Origin of the sequence: Variovorax rhizosphaerae, assembly GCF_037889975.1 — a bacterium.
Classification (GTDB): Bacteria; Pseudomonadota; Gammaproteobacteria; order Burkholderiales; family Burkholderiaceae_C; genus Variovorax; species Variovorax rhizosphaerae.
In genome coordinates this window covers 1-16,316 of sequence record NZ_JBBKZT010000049.1, presented here as the reverse complement: position 1 = coordinate 16,316, position 16,316 = coordinate 1, and the positions used below count along the sequence as shown (strand labels likewise).

The 16,316-nt window shown below is 62.9% G+C and carries 11 protein-coding genes and 5 pseudogenes; 11 read left to right on the top strand and 5 right to left on the bottom strand.

Going from position 1 to position 16,316, the window contains the following annotated elements; genetic code table 11:
• Nucleotides 1–184: pseudogene (locus WKW82_RS38565) on the top strand (IS5/IS1182 family transposase); the annotation flags it as partial.
• Between the two features lie 494 nt (nucleotides 185–678).
• Here the strand turns inward: WKW82_RS38565 and WKW82_RS38560 are convergent.
• Nucleotides 679–1,874, bottom strand: a pseudogene (locus tag WKW82_RS38560) (IS256 family transposase).
• A gap of 760 nt (nucleotides 1,875–2,634) precedes the next feature.
• On the opposite strand from WKW82_RS38560, the gene WKW82_RS38555 reads away from it, so the two are divergent.
• The 4 genes from WKW82_RS38555 (at nucleotide 2,635) to WKW82_RS38535 (ending at nucleotide 6,750) form a co-directional block, all read left to right on the top strand.
• Nucleotides 2,635–3,882, top strand: a complete 1,248-nt coding sequence (locus WKW82_RS38555; protein ID WP_340348511.1) for a tyrosine-type recombinase/integrase — start codon at nucleotides 2,635–2,637, stop codon at nucleotides 3,880–3,882.
• Nucleotides 3,879–4,814, top strand: a complete 936-nt coding sequence (locus WKW82_RS38550; protein WP_340348510.1) for a tyrosine-type recombinase/integrase — start codon at nucleotides 3,879–3,881, stop codon at nucleotides 4,812–4,814. The genes WKW82_RS38555 and WKW82_RS38550 overlap by 4 nt, the downstream gene beginning before the upstream one ends.
• Nucleotides 4,807–5,802 (top strand): tyrosine-type recombinase/integrase, encoded by a 996-nt coding sequence (locus WKW82_RS38545; RefSeq protein WP_340348509.1) that lies wholly within the window; start codon nucleotides 4,807–4,809, stop codon nucleotides 5,800–5,802. The genes WKW82_RS38550 and WKW82_RS38545 overlap by 8 nt, the downstream gene beginning before the upstream one ends.
• Nucleotides 5,803–6,091: 289 nt before the next feature.
• A protein-coding gene (locus tag WKW82_RS38535) for an IS6 family transposase (protein WP_340348512.1) occupies nucleotides 6,092–6,750 on the top strand; the annotation gives its coding sequence in 2 pieces (ribosomal slippage) (nucleotides 6,092–6,272 and nucleotides 6,272–6,750; 660 coding nt in all).
• A 249-nt stretch (nucleotides 6,751–6,999) separates the two neighbouring features.
• Here the strand turns inward: WKW82_RS38535 and WKW82_RS38530 are convergent.
• From WKW82_RS38530 to WKW82_RS38520, 3 genes and pseudogenes are all read right to left on the bottom strand, one after another.
• The gene (locus WKW82_RS38530; RefSeq protein WP_340348508.1) at nucleotides 7,000–8,112 is read right to left on the bottom strand and encodes an OmpA family protein; all 1,113 of its coding nucleotides are present in this window, start codon (nucleotides 8,110–8,112) and stop codon (nucleotides 7,000–7,002) included.
• 448 nt (nucleotides 8,113–8,560) lie between these two features.
• The gene (locus WKW82_RS38525; RefSeq protein WP_340348507.1) at nucleotides 8,561–8,833 is read right to left on the bottom strand and encodes a hypothetical protein; all 273 of its coding nucleotides are present in this window, start codon (nucleotides 8,831–8,833) and stop codon (nucleotides 8,561–8,563) included.
• Between the two features lie 800 nt (nucleotides 8,834–9,633).
• A pseudogene (locus WKW82_RS38520) lies at nucleotides 9,634–10,099 on the bottom strand (transposase); the annotation flags it as partial.
• A 107-nt stretch (nucleotides 10,100–10,206) separates the two neighbouring features.
• Here WKW82_RS38520 and WKW82_RS38515 point away from each other — a divergent pair.
• From WKW82_RS38515 to WKW82_RS38490, 6 genes and pseudogenes are all read left to right on the top strand, one after another.
• On the top strand, nucleotides 10,207–10,992 hold the full coding sequence (locus WKW82_RS38515; RefSeq protein ID WP_340348506.1) for a tyrosine-type recombinase/integrase: 786 nt from the start codon (nucleotides 10,207–10,209) through the stop codon (nucleotides 10,990–10,992).
• Between the two features lie 158 nt (nucleotides 10,993–11,150).
• Nucleotides 11,151–12,363, top strand: a pseudogene (locus WKW82_RS38510) (IS91 family transposase).
• 479 nt (nucleotides 12,364–12,842) lie between these two features.
• The gene (locus WKW82_RS38505) at nucleotides 12,843–13,577 is read left to right on the top strand and encodes a site-specific integrase (RefSeq protein WP_340348505.1); all 735 of its coding nucleotides are present in this window, start codon (nucleotides 12,843–12,845) and stop codon (nucleotides 13,575–13,577) included.
• Entirely contained in the window at nucleotides 13,571–14,050 is a 480-nt protein-coding gene (locus tag WKW82_RS38500) for a tyrosine-type recombinase/integrase (protein WP_340348504.1), read from the top strand. Before WKW82_RS38505 ends, WKW82_RS38500 begins: the two co-directional genes overlap by 7 nt.
• Nucleotides 14,047–14,970 carry a tyrosine-type recombinase/integrase gene (locus tag WKW82_RS38495; protein WP_340348503.1) on the top strand — a complete coding sequence of 308 codons (924 nt, stop codon included), beginning with the start codon at nucleotides 14,047–14,049 and terminating at the stop codon, nucleotides 14,968–14,970. Before WKW82_RS38500 ends, WKW82_RS38495 begins: the two co-directional genes overlap by 4 nt.
• Nucleotides 14,967–15,956, top strand: coding sequence for a tyrosine-type recombinase/integrase (locus WKW82_RS38490; protein WP_340348502.1), 990 nt, complete (start codon nucleotides 14,967–14,969; stop codon nucleotides 15,954–15,956). Before WKW82_RS38495 ends, WKW82_RS38490 begins: the two co-directional genes overlap by 4 nt.
• Nucleotides 15,957–16,024: 68 nt before the next feature.
• On the opposite strand, the pseudogene WKW82_RS38485 reads toward WKW82_RS38490, so the two are convergent.
• Nucleotides 16,025–16,316 (bottom strand): annotated as a pseudogene (locus tag WKW82_RS38485) (transposase); the annotation flags it as partial.

Sequence of the window (16,316 nt, the reverse complement as noted above, 5' to 3'; positions counted from 1 at the left end):
CAGCCAACGCAAGAGAAAGCGAATCGAACAGTGCTTCGGCTGGGGCAAGGCAATCGGACCAATCCGGCAGGTGATGGTGCAAGGACTGGATAAGGTCGACCAGCTTCTGACGCTGACGATGACTGCCTACAACCTCACGCGGCTGCGCAACTTGGCCAACCTGCGCCCGCAATGGGTGCAATGAGCGGTGAGAGCACCGAAATGACCCCATGGAACCGCATGAATGCCGCTGCGCGGACTCGATTCCACCGCCCTCGCGTGACCCGACGTACTGGATGAAGACCCGAGTCCGAATTGCAAGGAGCAAACGCGTGCCAATGAGCGGTTTTTCAACGGCCTGTTAGCGCATTCAACTATTTTCATATAGTCGCCATGGACACGCTCGAAATTCCGCGCGGCAGCGGGCAAACGGCTAGGGCGCAAGTCGCAAGAGATCTGGCTCACATGAATCGGTATTTGATGCCGAATCACCCCACGCTAGAAAGTTTGGTGGCAAGGGCTGGCATCCATCACGTCACATACGAATGGTTTCGAATAAGCCCGGTACGCACTCGACCTGCACGACTTGAGATAGGGGAACTCCGACCCCGCGACTTGTTCGCGCGCGCAGAAGCGATCGGTTACGTCCCGGTGGATGGTGTAAGTCTTCAGCCCGGACAGGGCTGAGATGCACGGTACTCAGCGAGCCACTGCGGACAGCCGAGTGGGTGCAGTGTCGCTCAGGGTCTGCAAGCCTTCAAGCTGCATGTAGCGCCGGTTGAGAGACCACTCGTCGTTCTGCTCGAGCATCATGGCGCCCACCAGACGCGTGATCGAGGCGTCGTTGGGGAAGATGCCCACGACGTTCGTGCGTCGCTTGATCTCCGCGTTCAGTCGCTCCAGAGGGTTGGTGCTGTAGATCTGCGTCCAGTGGGCCCGCGGGAAGGTCATGAAGGCCAACACGTCGTTTTCGGCCTCGTCCATCAGGTGGCTGAGCTTGGGGAACTTGTCGCGCAACTGGTCTGCCACCGATCGCCATTGCGTGCGCGCTGCATCGGCCGATTCCTGCACGAACACCGTTCCGATCGCGGCCGAGACCATGCGCCGCTGGGTCTTTCCGGCGTGCGCCAGGGCGTTGCGCATGAAGTGCACCCGGCAACGCTGCCAGGTGGCCTTCAGGACCTTCGAGACGGCTGCCTTGATGCCCTCGTGGCTGTCGCTGATGACGAGCTTCACGCCGCGCAACCCACGGCGGTTCAGGCTGCGCAGGAACTCCGTCCAGAAGGGCTCGGCTTCTGATGCGCCGACCTTCAGGCCCAGCACTTCGCGCTGACGTCGGTGTTCACACCCACAGCCACTATCACCGCCACGCTCACGATACGCCCGGCCTCGCGCGTCTTCACGTAGGTGGCATCGACCCAGAGGTAGGGCCAGTCGCCCTCGATCTGGCGTCCAAGGAACGCATTGACGCGCTCATCAAGCTCGCCACACAGGCGGCTGACCTGGCTCTTGGAGACGCCGCTCATGCCCAGCGACTTGACCAGGTTGTCCACCGAGCGGGTGGAGATGCCTTGCACGTAGGCCTCCTGAATGACGGCGGTGAGGGCCTTCTCGGCGGTGCGCCGGGGCTCCAGGAACTCGGGGAAGTAGCTGCCCTGGCGCAGCTTGGGGATCTTCAACTCGACGCTGCCGGCGCGGGTGTCCCAGGTGCGCTCGCGGTAGCCATTGCGGCTGTTGAGGCGCTCGGGATTCTTCTCATCGTAGGCGGCGCCGCAGCGGCCTTCGACATCGAGCTCCATCAGGCGCTGGGCCATGAACTGCACCATCTGGCGCAGCACGTCGATGTCGGCTCCCTTCTCGGCGAGCTCGGCTAATGCCATAGTGGCGTTGGTCATTGTGATTTCCTTCAAGACAAGTTTGGTGGGTCGCACCTCAAACTTATCCGGACTTCACGATGACCACCCCCGAAGAGAGCGGCGCTGCACGGCAAGCCGCTTCGGGCTACGCCCTACGCGCCTTGCCGTGCAGCGAGTAAAAGAAAACTTACACCACTTGCTGGGACATCAACAAGCGATCGCGGTCACATACGACGCTGCCGCCGCCGAAGCTCTTCAGAGGGCCCCAGCCTATCAATTTCAGCGCGTCACTGTATTGCTTCCAGCCACTGGTGGCGCCTCATCTGCAACTGGACCGCAACCTCTTCCCGCAGTTGCACCTTGACGTGCCCCACGCTTGCGGGCTCTCGTGCTGACGCCAACTAAAGCCGGCTCTGGTGCAAATCGCACCTCCGGTAGGCTTGCGCTATTGAACTGAAGGCGGATCTATGGCCAGAACTGTCATCGAGGCTGCGGGCATGTTTCGACGCGCCCACCGGCAAGCCGAATACATGCAGGCAGACCGCTTGACGTCACCGAAAAAAGCTTGCAATAGGCGCAGGGATCGCGGTAGGGATGCCCGTTGCCGAGCACCCCCCGCACAGATCCGGACGTGCCCAATTCGCGCATAGGATGTGGTCGACCACATCTTATGCGGAATGTGGCGCCGGCTCATATGTGGCGCCCAGCGGCGTTTGCCTTGGACTCGAGGTCGCGGAACACCACATAAATTTCTTCCACCGTACTGTCGGATCCCCCAGTTCACCACGGAGATCCGCCCATGTTCGAGAGCCTGTATCGGTATTCGCGTGTCTTGGCTCGCCACCTAGATGGACCCGCTGCCGAAGATCGCGATCGTTTTGTCGAGCACTGCGCAGCAGGAGGTGCTGCGCGTGAGTCGGTGCTGCACTTGGCGAGCGAGGTGTTGATCGTCGCGCAGCACTTGGACGTCAACGGAGCGCGGATGATCTCGCCCGAGGAGATCGCAACTGCCGCTGGCCGTTGGGTACGACATCAGCGTCGGCGTGGTCGCGTCAGCACCGCGCGCTATAGCCGGCAGAGATTTGTGCAGGTCGCCACCGACTGGCTGCGCTTCCTGGGGCAGCTTGAAGCCGCGCCCGCAACGCGAGGTCCTGGCGCAGATGTGGTCGACGAGTTCGCTGCCTGCATGCGTTTCGAACGAGGGCTGTCGCGGCACACCATCAGCAATCGCTGCTGGCACGTTCGGGCGTTTCTCACCTGGCTCGACGATCAGCATCGCTCGGCCGACGCCGCCACACTGGAAGACGTCGATACGTTCCTGGTGCTTCGAGGCGCCCAGGGGTGGTGCCGTGTGTCCATCGCGTCGGTGGCAACTGCCCTGCGATCGTTCTACTCTCACATGGGCGCCACTGGTCGGTGCGGCCAGGAACTTGCCGCCGGGATCGAAGGGCCGCGCCTGTTTAAACATGAGGCGCTACCGGTGGGTCCCCGGTGGGAGGACGTTCAACGGCTGATCGCGAGCACCGACACGGACCGACCGCAGGACATTCGTGACCGAGCCATCTTGCTGCTGCTCGCCGTGTACGGTCTGCGGTGCAGCGAGGTCGTTGCGCTGACCCTTGACGACATCGGATGGGAGCAGGACATCCTGCACGTCACGCGCCCGAAGCAGCGCTGCAAGCAGGACTACCCGCTGACCACCGACGTCGGCGAGGCGATCCTTCGCTACCTGCAGCAGGTTCGGCCTCGCTGCGCGTTGCGCAGCCTGTTCCTGACGATCAAGGCTCCGGTGCGGCCGCTGGTTGCCAGTAGCCTGCACCACCTGGTGGCTCCACGTATGCAGGCCCTGGGCATTCACTGTCCGCGGCAGGGGCCGCACGCGCTTCGACACGCCTGCGCGACCCATCTTGTCGCTGAGGGACTGTCGCTCAAGCAGATCGGCGATCACCTCGGCCATCGCAGTCCCTTCGCCACGCGCACCTACGCCAAGGTGGATTTGCTTGGTCTGCGCGAAGTCGCCGACTTCAGTCTGCGGGGACTGCTATGAAGGTCGATCATGCGGTATCGGCCTATGTGGTCTACAAGCAATCCCTCGGGATGCGTTTCGCAACCGAGGCGCGCACGCTCAAGTCATTCAGCAAGTCCGTGGGCGATGTCGACTTCGATCGCGTTGGGCCGGAGCTTGTGCGCAGATTCCTGGATGGCAACGGACCGTTGACGCTGTTCTGGCATCGCAAGTTCGGTGTCCTCACCGGTTTCTACCGCTTCTGCCTCGCGCGCGGTTACGTCCGCACCGTGCCGTTGCCGCCGCGTGCGCCCAAGTGTCCACAGGCCTTTACCGGTTACATCTATTCGGAAGCCGAGATCAAACTGCTTCTTCAGGCCGCAGCCGCACGGACGCGCTGCAACATTGACGCGTCGACCAGCCGAACGCTGCTCTTGCTGCTGTACGCGACGGGACTGCGCATCAGCGAGGCGCTGCACCTGAACTTGGCCGACGTCGATCTGAACGAGCGTGTGCTGCAAGTTCGCGAGACGAAGTTCTACAAGACGCGGCTCGTACCGATCGGCACCGATCTGACGGAGGTGCTGCGCGAGTACGCGCTACAGCGCTTCAAGCGTCCGCCATCCGACCCGGACGCCCCATTCCTGCTGACACGTCGGGGCCAGCGCGTCTCGCGTGCTGGCGCCGAAGAAGCCTTCAAGCAGCTGCGCGAGCAAGCCGGGGTGCGTCGCAACGACGGGGCTCGATATCAACCTCGGCTGCATGACCTTCGTCATTCGTTCGCCCTGACGCGCTTGGTGCACTGGTATCGCGAGGGCGCTGACGTACAGCGCCTGCTGCCGCAGTTGGCGACGTATCTGGGCCACGTGCACATCACCGGCACGCAGCGCTACCTCTCCATGACGCCAGAGCTTCTGCAGCAAGCTTGTCTGCGGTTCGAGCGGTTCGTCTTCGGGGGAACCGATCATGCGTGAGACGCCTGCCCTCGGCCCCTGGATCCGCCGATTCCTGCTGGAGCACCTGGTCAGCGAGCGCAACCTGGCGGCGAACACGCGAAGCAGCTACCGAGACACGTTGTGCCAGTTGCTGCCATTCGTGTCGGCACGCTTGCACAAGGCCGTGGATCGCCTGGATGTCGTCGACATGTCAGCTCAGGTGGTCCGCGAATTCCTTGGCAACGTGGAGACCGGTCGCGGCTGCGGTATCGCCACGCGCAATCAACGACTTGGCGCCATTCACGCCCTGGCTCGATTTATCGGCGAGCACAGCCCCGAGCACATCTCGTGGTGCGCGCAAGTGCGCTGCGTACCCTACAAGAAGGGTACTCACGCGGCCGTGCCATACCTGAACAAGGCGGAGATCGATGCGCTGCTGGCAACCCCGGACCGTCGCACGCCGCAAGGCCGTCGCGACTATGCGCTCCTGCTGTTCCTCTACAACACGGGTGCGCGCGCCAGCGAGGCGTCGGACCTGACCATCGGCGATCTCCATCTCGATCACGCGAGCGTCGACATCCTCGGCAAGGGTCGCAAACGTCGCCAATGCCCGCTGTGGCCGGCGACTGTGCGCGAGCTGCGTGCCCTGGTGAACGACCGCCCGCCGAAGGAGCAGGTCTTCCTCAACCGATGTGGCGAACCCATGACGCGGCACGGTGTGCACGCGTTGGTCGAACGCACCGCGGCGAGGGCACAAGAGGCCATGCCGTCGCTCGCGACGAAGAGGGTCAGCCCGCACTGCATTCGTCATTCGACGGCAACACACCTGCTGAGTTCCGGCGTCGAGATCAATACCGTGCGGGCGTGGCTCGGTCACGCCTCGCTCGAGACAACCAACGTGTACGCCGAAATCGACCTGGAGGGTAAGACACGCGCACTTGCCAAGTGCGAGGTCACCGCCGGACAGGCGCGAAGCAAGCAGTGGCGCACCGACAGGAACATCATGCAGTTCCTCAGGTCGCTGTGAGTCGAACTTTATGTGGTGTTCAGCGATCTCGGGTCCAAGACAAACGCCGCTGGGCGCCACATATGAGCCGGCGCCACATTCGGCATCCGGCTCCTACCTCGGGTGTATGATGGCAAAGCGCTCGCTCGGCCATGAATGAAGTACGCGTGGTGCGGGCAACCAGTAAGCAGCAATCTTCGCCATGCGCTTCCACGGGTTCTGTCGCAATAAGCTGACGCTGGTACCCTGAAGGCCGGATGATGTCAGGTATGAAACGGTGATTGAAGCGCTGCGCAAGGTGATCAAGCGGATGCACTACCCGCTGGAGGTGATGCTGGTTTGTGTGCGGTGGTATGCAGCCTACCCTTTGAGCTTCCGTCATATCCAGGAGATGATGGCCGAGCGCGGCGTACTCGTCGATCACGCGACGGTTCATCGTTGGTCGATCAAGATCCTTCCCGTGCTGGCCGTAGCGTTTCGCCGACGCAAGCTCCGGTGGGCACGAGTTGGCGGATGGACGAGACGTACATCAAGGTCTCTGGCCAATGGAAGTATCTGTACCGAGCCGTGGATCGCGACGGCGATACGATCGACTTCCTGCTTCGTGCCAAGAGAGACCACGCTGCCGCACGGAGCTTCTTTGAGCAGGCCATCGGTCTGCACGGGGTGACCAAGACGATCACGATTGACAAGAGCGGCGCCAACACGGCCGCCATCCTGAGCATTCGAGCCGACTCCGGGGCGGACATTGAGATGCGCCAGTCGAAATACCTCAACAACATCTTCGAACAAGACCATCGGGCAGTCCAACGCATCGTGCGGCCGATGCTCGGCTTCAAGTCATTCCGATCCGCGCGAGCGCTCATCACCGGGATCGAGACGATGCACATGATCAGGAAGGGGCAAATGGATTGCCTCGAAGACCAAACCTCGTCCGCAGCAGCGAAGTTCTACACGCTGGCTTTCTGAGCCACACGGACAGCGCACCAATGCTCGGGCCGGGGTTGCTATTGCGACAGAACCCGTTGCAGGGTGGCAGCATGCGGACCCCCGCAAGAGGCGGGGAAGCACGTGAAAGTCACTGCCGGCATGAAGTCCATGCGGGACGCAACGATCAGGTGCAAGCATGGGAGCCCGTTCACCGATATGGTCGATCAGCGGTTCGACCACATTGAGACGAGCGCGTTGCATTTCGCCCGCGCTTGCGCCGAAGCCCACCTACGGCGCTTGCTCGCCCGTGGCGCGGATCTCCACGCGACGGTCCGGCTGCAGGCAGGCAATCAGCGCCGTGCGGCTCTTCGCCTGGCCCTGCGCCTTGCAATCGGCTTCCGTGATCTTGAGCTCGGTCTCGCCACGGCCTTCGGTTTGGATCACGTTGGCCGGCACGCCCGCGCCCACCATGTGGTCGCGAACAGCGTTCGCCCGTGCCACCGACAGGCGCTGGTTGTACTCGGGCTTTCCCAGCGGGTCGGTGTACCCGACGACGACGATTGAACGTGCCTGGAAGCCGGCAGACTTGAGTTCCTGGAGCAGGCTGTCCATGCGGGTGCGTCCCACAGGGGTCAACACCGCCTTGTCGAACTCAAAGGTGCCGTCCGACGACAGCGAGAAGTTGCGCACCGGTGGCGGTGGCGGTGGCGGTGGCGGGGCCATCGCGGCTGGCGGCGCCGACGGCGGCAACGCCTGTGCAACGACCGGGGCTGCCCCGAGGGGGATCTGCAGTCCCACCGTGAACAGCCAGTCGTTCATGTTGTTCCGGCTCGACAGCCTGGTGTTGTTGGCGTTGTCGACATAGCGGTAACGTACGTCGGTCACCAGGCGGCCCCAGGAGGCGAACGGCCAGACGATACCCAGGCCCGCGTTGGCCATGAAACTGGTATGGCTGCTGCTGGCGGCAAAGGCCGTCTCCACCTTGTTGTCGATGGCGCCGATTCCGCCCACCAGATAGGGCTGCACGCTCCTCATCTGCCAGCGATTCAGTCCTTGCCGGCCCAGGAAGAACCACTGCGCGTCGATCGTTCCGCTCCAGTTCTTGTATTTGTTTTGGGTGTCGAAGATGCCACGGGTGGTGTCGAGCCTGCCATCGAGCTGCTCGTACTGGGTGCGCAGCTCAATGTTCCAGTAGGGACTGATCGGCTTGCCAACGGCGAATCCTCCGCCCCAACCGTTTTCGGCGTTGTGATTGCTGTCCGGATGGACATATGCCGCGAAGGGCGTGATGTACCAGCGGTTATCGTAGTACGTGTCTGCCGTGAAGGTGTTCTGCGCTAGGCAGGCGGCGGACGGGAGTGCTAGCACGCAGCAAGCGGCGAAAGTGCGTCGATCGAACATCGAAAACTCCTCATGTTGGTGTGGTTGACGAGAGCCTCAGTCCGATCCAGATCGGTTCCAAAAGATAGATGCGGCCAAGCCAGGGTGGCCGCGCAAATGCAACCAAATTGCCACTCTCCCAGAGACAGCGCAGATACTTGTTGTTTCAGTTAACGTGGCTGGCAAATCCCTCCGTAGCGCGCCAGCAACATCGAAGTCTCGAACTGAACAACGTATGTACCGCGTCATGAGCATGAAGAAGAGGTTCAACACCGCAAGCGTTACGGCGCCGACCAGCTGTCGGTTTCCCTTCAATTTGTCAGTTTTGATCTTTAAATTGGCACTGATGATCCTTTCAACGTGTCACCAGCGTGCCGTCGGCAGCAATCCCGACACGAGTCCATGCGCTTCAGCTGGCCGGGACATGCCCTCCCTCGATGGGCGGCGAATGCCCGCCTGCAGCAACCAATCAGTACTTGATGTCGCGCTTGTCCTGTCGGCCTTCCTGCTTGGTGTCTCGCTTGTCCTGGCGACATTGGGCATTGCTGGTCTGGTTCGCCGCCCTGCAGTCTTGCTTGCCCGTGCGAGCGTCATGCTTGGCCCCCTGATTCACAGCCCGACCTTGTTGACGCTGTTGCGCTTGCTGGGTTGCGAATGCAGTGTTTGCGGCAAGGAGAAAACCGGCTGCAGTTGCTACCGAGGCAGCCGCCCGCAGCCAGTGCCCGAATTCCAAGGTATTCATTGGCGCGCTCCTCGAGTGGGTGAACAGACGCTCGGTGATTTTGCCGACGAACACAGACCGGCACAACCCGCCAAGGCTCTGAAGCATCGCGTTCAGCCCCTGTCGGGCTTGTCATCCCGGCACAGGGCGAAGGGTCAACACCGCAGGGCCCGCCCTCAAGCCAGCCGCTGCAGGGGGGACTTGATCAGAGTGCCCTTCAGTAGGCTCCCGCGCGGGGAGGAGGCGGCCAGGTGCAGCCGCGCAGCGCCTAGTCTAGGGAGCGTCTAAACACCCGGATTTTGAGCCGAGGCGCGAACGTATGGGACGCAGAGTGCTTGAATCGGGCAGCAAATTGGTGTTCGTGAGTCATCAGCTCTCGACTCGCGCCCACATGCGGGAGTACTACGCCCTTGGCATCGCCCGCAGCGGCCTGCACCGTAGACAGATTGGCCAACGCGGCCGCCGCAAAGGGTCGGTTGCCATTTTTGGCCAGCCTCCGGTAGCACACCTTGGGGAAGCCGAAGCACGCTTGAGGACGCCTGTGACGTGCTCGACTCGGGCGCGTACCCTGGGGCACTTGCGATTGGTCTGGCGCTGCACCTGGCCGAGGTACTTATAGCCGCGCCCGCGCCGCATCGAACGCGATGATGGGGATACCGAGGACGTCGTGCGCCTGATGCCGTAGGGCACTTGCCTCCCTCCCGCACAGCCGCTGGAGCGAGTGCAGCTCGTGCCGGTTCGCTCAGGCGAGCTGCTTGGCGGGTCACGTCCCATTGCGTGGTGTAAGTCTTCAGCCCAGACAGGGCTGAGATGCACGGTACTCAGCGAGCCACTGCGGACAGCCGAGTGGGTGCAGTGTCGCTCAGGGTCTGCAAGCCTTCAAGCTGCATGTAGCGCCGGTTGAGAGACCACTCGTCGTTCTGCTCGAGCATCATCGCGCCGACAAGACGTGTGATTGAAGCGTCGTTGGGGAAGATGCCCACGACATTCGTGCGGCGCTTGATCTCGGCATTCAACCGCTCCAGAGGGTTGGTGCTGTAGATCTGCGTCCAGTGGGCCCGTGGGAAGGTCATGAAGGCCAACACGTCGTTTTCGGCCTCGTCCATCAGGTGGCTGAGCTTGGGGAACTTTGTCGCGCAACTGGTCGGCCACCGATCGCCATTGCGTGCGCGCTGCATCGGCTGATTCCTGCACGAACACCGTTCCGATCGCGGCCGAGACCATACGCCGCTGGGTCTTTCCGGCATGCGCCAGGGCGTTGCGCATGAAGTGCACCTTCTGCCGACGTCGGCAGAAGGTGCATTGAACTAAACCGCTGACGCGGTAGTGCCTGACACAGGCGGGCGCCAATCCACCGCCACGCCCATTTCCCCCGAAGTTCCCGATGGAGAACGATGCAGTTGCTGTTCGCAGCGCTTCATCCGTTCACCTCTCAAAGGAGCTTCATCATGACCCCGCTACGCCAGCGGATGCTCGAGGATATGGGCATTCGCAATCTCGCCGAGAACACGCAGCTGTCCTATTTGCAACAGGTCTCGCTGTACGCCCGACACTTTGAACGTTCACCCGAGGCCCTCGGGCCGCAGGAGGTCCGGGACTATCAGGTGCATCTGACGAAGACCCGCAAGCTTGCCCCAAGCTCCGTCAGCATCGCGACAGCGGCGCTGCGCTTCCTCTACAAGGTGACGCTCAAGCGCGACTGGATGCCTGACGACATCCCGATGCCCAAGAAGCCGTTCAGGCTTCCCGTCGTGCTCAGCCCGGAGGAAGTCGCCCATTTCCTCGCGTGCGTCGACAGCCTGAAGCAGCGCACGATCCTCACCACCGCCTACGCCGCCGGGCTGCGCGTGTCAGAGGCGACCCACCTGAAGGTGACTGACGTCGACAGCCAGCGCATGATGCTGCGTGTTGATCAAGGCAAGGGCAGCCGCGACCGTTACGTGATGCTCTCGCCCCGGTTGCTGGAGGCGCTGCGCTCGTACTGGAAGATCGTGCGCCCGAAGACCTGGTTGTTTCCGGGACACATTCCTGGCCGGCCGATCACGACAGATGCGGTGGGGCTGGCATGCCGCAAGGCACAACGTGCGGCCGGCATCGCCAAGCCGATCACCCCTCACTCGTTGCGTCATGCGTTCGCCACGCACCTGCTCGAGTCCGGCACGGACGTGCGACGCATATAGCTGTTGCTCGGACACCGAAGCCTGGCCACAACCTCGCGTTACCTGAAGATGGCCACCAGCACGGTGTGCGCGACGACCAGCCCGCTGGACCTCTTGCCCGAGGTCCCGTCGCTTCCCTCTGAGCCGACTGCGCCGCCGGTGTTCTGAAGCCTGCAGCGATGCGAGCCACCGGGCTCGAGGTAGCGGACATCTTCCGCGAGGTCGGGCCTGCCTACTGTCGCGACCACGCTGACACGATCAGCGCTGGGCAGCGCCGTGTCATGCGCGCGATCGAACGCTGCCGCACCGCCGCGCTGGGGGGCCATGTCGAGCAGTGCGATGCCTGCGGCCACCAGCGCATCGCGTTCAATAGCTGCAGGGATAGGCACTGCCCGAAGTGCCAGTCGCTGGTGCGAGCACGATGGCTGGAAGACCGGCAGGCGGAACTGCTGCCGGTCGAGTACTTCCACGTCGTCTTCACGATACCGCAGGAGATCGCGGCGATCGCGTACCAGAACAAGGCGGTGGTCTACGACATCCTGTTCCATGCTGCCGCGGAAGCCCTGCGCACTATCGCGGCCGACCGCCGGCACCTGGGCGCCGAGATCGGCTTCATTTCGATCCTCCACACGTGGGGACAGAACCTGCTGCATCACCCGCACCTGCACTGCGTGGTACCCGGCGGCGGCGTGGCCGCAGATGGTCAGCGCTGGGTTGCCTGCCGTCCGGGCTTCTTCTTGCCGGTGCGCGTGCTATCGCGGCTGTTCCGGCGCCTGTTCCTGAACCGGTTGCGGCAGGCCTTCGACGGCGGAGCGTTGCGCTTCTTCAAACACCTCGCGCCGCTACAGGGCGTGCAGGCCTTTGCAAGCTACTTGGCGCCCGTCACTCATCGCGAGTGGGTCGTGTACGCCAAGGCACCCTTCGGTGGTCCTAAGCAGGTCCTTGCCCATCTGGGCCGGTACACCCACCGGGTGGCGATCTCCAATAACCGATTGATCGACCTCGCCGACGGCCAAGTCGCCTTCGCGTGGAAAGACTACCGTCACGAGTCGCGGCGCAAGGTCATGCGTCTGGACGCACAAGAGTTCGTGCGGCGCTTCCTGTTGCATGTTCTGCCGTCAGGATTCCAGCGCATCCGTCACTATGGCCTGCTGGCCAACCGCTATCGCGAAGCCAAGCTCGACCATTGCCGGCAGTTGCCGGCAGTTGCTGGCAACGCCTGCGCCGGTCGTTCAGTCGGACGGTGAACCACCGGACTACCGTGACCAGTACCAGCGCCTTACCGGCGTGTCATTGCGCGACTGCCCGCATTGCGGGCGTGGCCAGATGATGCGCATCGAAACCTTCCTGGCTGGCACCTCGCCGCGAGGCCCGCCTCCTACCTTGCCATGAACACTTGGACCGTCAGTGTCGCTACCTGCGCCTGCGTCACCACGCAGCGAAGGGCAGCCCTGTGCATGGCCGCGCAAAGCGCATGGGCGACATGCCACCACCAACGTGTCGTCGTCGTCGACGCACGCATTCTGAGGACTTGGCAGGCCGAGAGAATTCCGGCCAAGGAGCACTCGCCGAAGCTGCACGGGTCCAGGTCAGCCTCTTGCTGATTCAATCCCCATAGCACCACCGCTGCGCAGGCGGTTCAGTTCAACGGGATCTTTAGCCAACCGGCCGCGGACGGACGCTCGCTCCCGAAACAACGACTGCGCGCCGCAGCCGCTCGGCTAAAGACTCTCTGCATTACGCCGACCTCCGGGTTATGCCGACATGGCCTTGCCCGCCGTGCCAGAGAGCGGTGACATTGTCCAAGAGGTCGGCATAAGCGGCCGCTGCTGAGCGACGCTTCCTTCTTCACATGTCGTGAAGGAGGTTCCATGGCTAATCCATTCCGTGTCCGGGTGAGCGGGCCGCTCAAGTCGTTCGCGCAGGGCTTTGCTGCAGAGCTGTCGCAGCAGGGGTACAGACCCAAGCCCGTGACAGACCATCTCAGGTTGCTCGCCCATCTCAGCCGATGGCTCTACTGCAAAGGCCTCGATGCAGCAGACCTCACCGACTCGCTTCTGAAGGAGTTCTTGGACGCTCGACGCTTGCAGGGCTACGTACTGTGGCTGTCATGGAAGGCGCTGGCACCCCTGACGGTCTACCTGCGCGGCATTGGCGTGACGATCCACGTACGCCAGCCTGCGTTGAATCCGGCAGAGGCGCTGTTGGCTCGTTTCCGCCAGCACCTGCTCGGCACGCGCGGATTGACTCCAGCCTCAGCCCGCGGATATGTCGACATCGTGCGGGCGTTCGTTGCGAGCCGGCTTGTTGATGACGAACTCGATTGGGCAAACTTGCACGCCGGTGATGTCCATGGCTTCGTGTTCAAGGCGAGCTGCGGCCGCTCCATCGGTTCGGCGAAGCTCTTGACGACGGCGCTGCGCTCCTTGCTCAACTACGCACATGTCGAGGGCCTACTATCTGCTGCCCTGGGCAATTTTGTTCCAGCGGTTGCCGGCTCGCGGCTTGCTGGGTTGCCGCGGTCTCTGGAGCCGGCTGAGTACGACGCTTGCTCGCCGCGTGTGACCGCCGCACCGCGGCAGGTCGACGCGACTTCGCGATGCTGATGCTGCTCTCGCGGCTGGGCATGCGTGCTGGCGAAGTTCGTCTCCTTGCGCTGCAAGACATCGACTGGCGCGCAGGCGAACTGCTGGTAAGAGGCAAGGGCAATCGCTTTGAACGCATGCCCCTCCCAGAAGACGTCGGGCAAGCGCTGAGCGCGTACCTGCAGAAGGGTCGACCCGCGACGGCTCAAGGTCGTGCTGTGTTCGTCCGCGTGCGTGCACCTCACGGCCAGCTGTCGTGGTCCGGCGTCTCGCAAGCCGTGGCCGGCGCAGCAGCACGCGCAGGTCTTGATCGGGTGAGTGCGCATCGGCTGCGACATACCGTTGCTACCGAGATGGTGCGCGCCGGGGTGCCTTTGCCTGATGTTGCCCAAGTGCTGCGTCATCGCCGATTGATGACGACCGCCATCTACGCCAAGGTGGACCGAGAGCGGCTTCGCATGCTGGCTCGCCCCTGGCCAGGAGGTGCGACATGACTGCATTACACCGAGCACTTGGCGACTACCTGAGCCTGCGCCGCTCTCTGGGCTACAAGCTGCATCGCAGCGAGAAGCTGCTTAATCAGTTTCTCGAATTCCTCGATGCCTCGGATGCACCGACGATCACGACACGACACGCGCTGGCATGGGCATGCCAGCCTGCGAACGGAAACGACAATTGGCGGGCGGATCGCCTGTCTGTTGTGCGCACCTTCGCCGCCTACGTGCACTCCATGGATGCCAGCGCCGAAGTGCCGCCGCGGGATCTATTGCCATGTCGACCTCGGCGAGCCACCCCATACCTGTACTCCGAACGCGACATTGCCGCACTCGTCGAAGCTGCCAATGGGCTGCGCACAACGCTACGCAGGGCGACTTACAAGACCCTGATCGGACTGCTCGCTGTCACTGGGATGCGCGTCGGCGAGGCCATCGGCCTTGATCGGCGCAGTTTCAACGCAGGTGACGGCGTCTTGCTGATCGAACACGCGAAGTTCAACAAGACGCGGGAGATTCCATTGCACCCGACCACGGTCGAGGCTTTGCATCGCTACCTTGCCTGCGTGGACCGAGAGTTCCCCTCCATAGAGACGCCGACGCTGTTCATCTCGACTTCCGGCACGCGACTCTTGTATTGCAACGTTCAGTGGACCTTCCGACGCTTGGCTCGCCAAGCTGGACTCATCCAGCGCTCGACGCGGTGCCGGCCGCGCATCCATGATCTGCGGCATGCCTTTGCCGTCAACACCCTGCTGGATGCGTGTCGCAATGGCTCCGAGGCCCAGTGCCTCACGCTGCTGTTCACCTACCTTGGCCATGTCAATCCAGCTGCCAGCTATTGGTATCTGTCGGCAGCTCCGGAGTTGCTTGCCCTGGCGGCCGAGCGTCTGGAAGATTATCAGGGGGCCAGGCCATGAGTGCGCTCGCCCCAATCCTGCAAGCGTTCTTCACCGACCGACTTCTGCGAGAGCGCCGCGCGAGTGCACTGACGCTAGCAGCCTATCGTGATGCATGGCGGTTGCTGCTCGGCTTCGCCGCCAAGCGCCTCACCAAGCCGCCTTCGCTTCTAGATCTTGATGATCTCGAGGTGCCGTTGATCAGGGCGTTCCTGGATCATCTGGAAGTCGAACGCGGTAACGGCGTGCGCACGCGCAACGCTCGGCTGGCAGCCATCCATTCGCTGTTTCGTTACGCCGCGGTACACCACCCCGAGCATGCCGCTACGATCGCACGGGTGCTGGCCATCTTGCCCAAGCGCTTCGATCGGGCACTTGTTGCGTTCCTCACCGAGATCGAAGTCGAAGCGCTGCTCGCCGCGCCTGAACGATCATCGTGGACAGGTCGGCGAGATCACGCCCTGCTTCTGGTCGCCGTGCAGACAGGGCTTCGAATCTCTGAACTGATCGGCTTGCGGCACAGCGACGTCCACCTGGGAACTGGCGCTCACGTTGCCTGTCATGGCAAGGGACGCAAGGACCGCATCACGCCCTTGACGACGCCGACTGCAAGAGTTTTGCGGGCTTGGCTCACCGAGCACGATTCGGGCTCGGCGGCGCCTGTATTCGCGACTCGGACTGGCACGCCGTTGAGTCGCGACGCGATCGAGCACCGCATCGCCTTGCACGTGACCAACGCATCGACTCACTGCCCGACGCTGGCAAGCAAACGGGTTACTGCTCACGTCCTTCGGCACACCGCTGCGATGCGACTTCTGGAAGCGGGAGTCCATCCCACGGTGATCGCCCTGTGGCTTGGCCATGAGCGCGTCGACACCACCGCGATGTACCTCCATGCGCACTTGGGAATCAAGGAAGCCGCGCTGGCGCACGCTCGAATGCCAGATGGAAAACCGCGGCGGTATCGTCCGCCCGACGCACTGTTGGCCTTCCTGCAGTCGCTCTGACTATGCCGACCCGCGGGTGCCAACTGGCACGGTGGGCGGTGCCATGTTGGCATAACCCGGAGGTCGGCGTAATGCACCCGGCAACGCTGCCAGGTGGCCTTCAGGACCTTCGAGACGGCTGCCTTGATGCCCTCGTGGCTGTCGCTGATGACGAGCTTCACGCCGCGCAGGCCCCGGCGGTTCAGGCTGCGCAGGAACTCCGTCCAGAAGGGCTCGGCCTCCGAAGCTCCGACCTTCAGGCCCAACACCTCACGCTGACCGTCGGTGTTCACACCCACAGCCACTATCACCGCCACGCTCACGATGCGCCCGGCCTCGCGCGTCTTCACGTAGGTGGCATCGACCCAGAGGTAGGGCCAG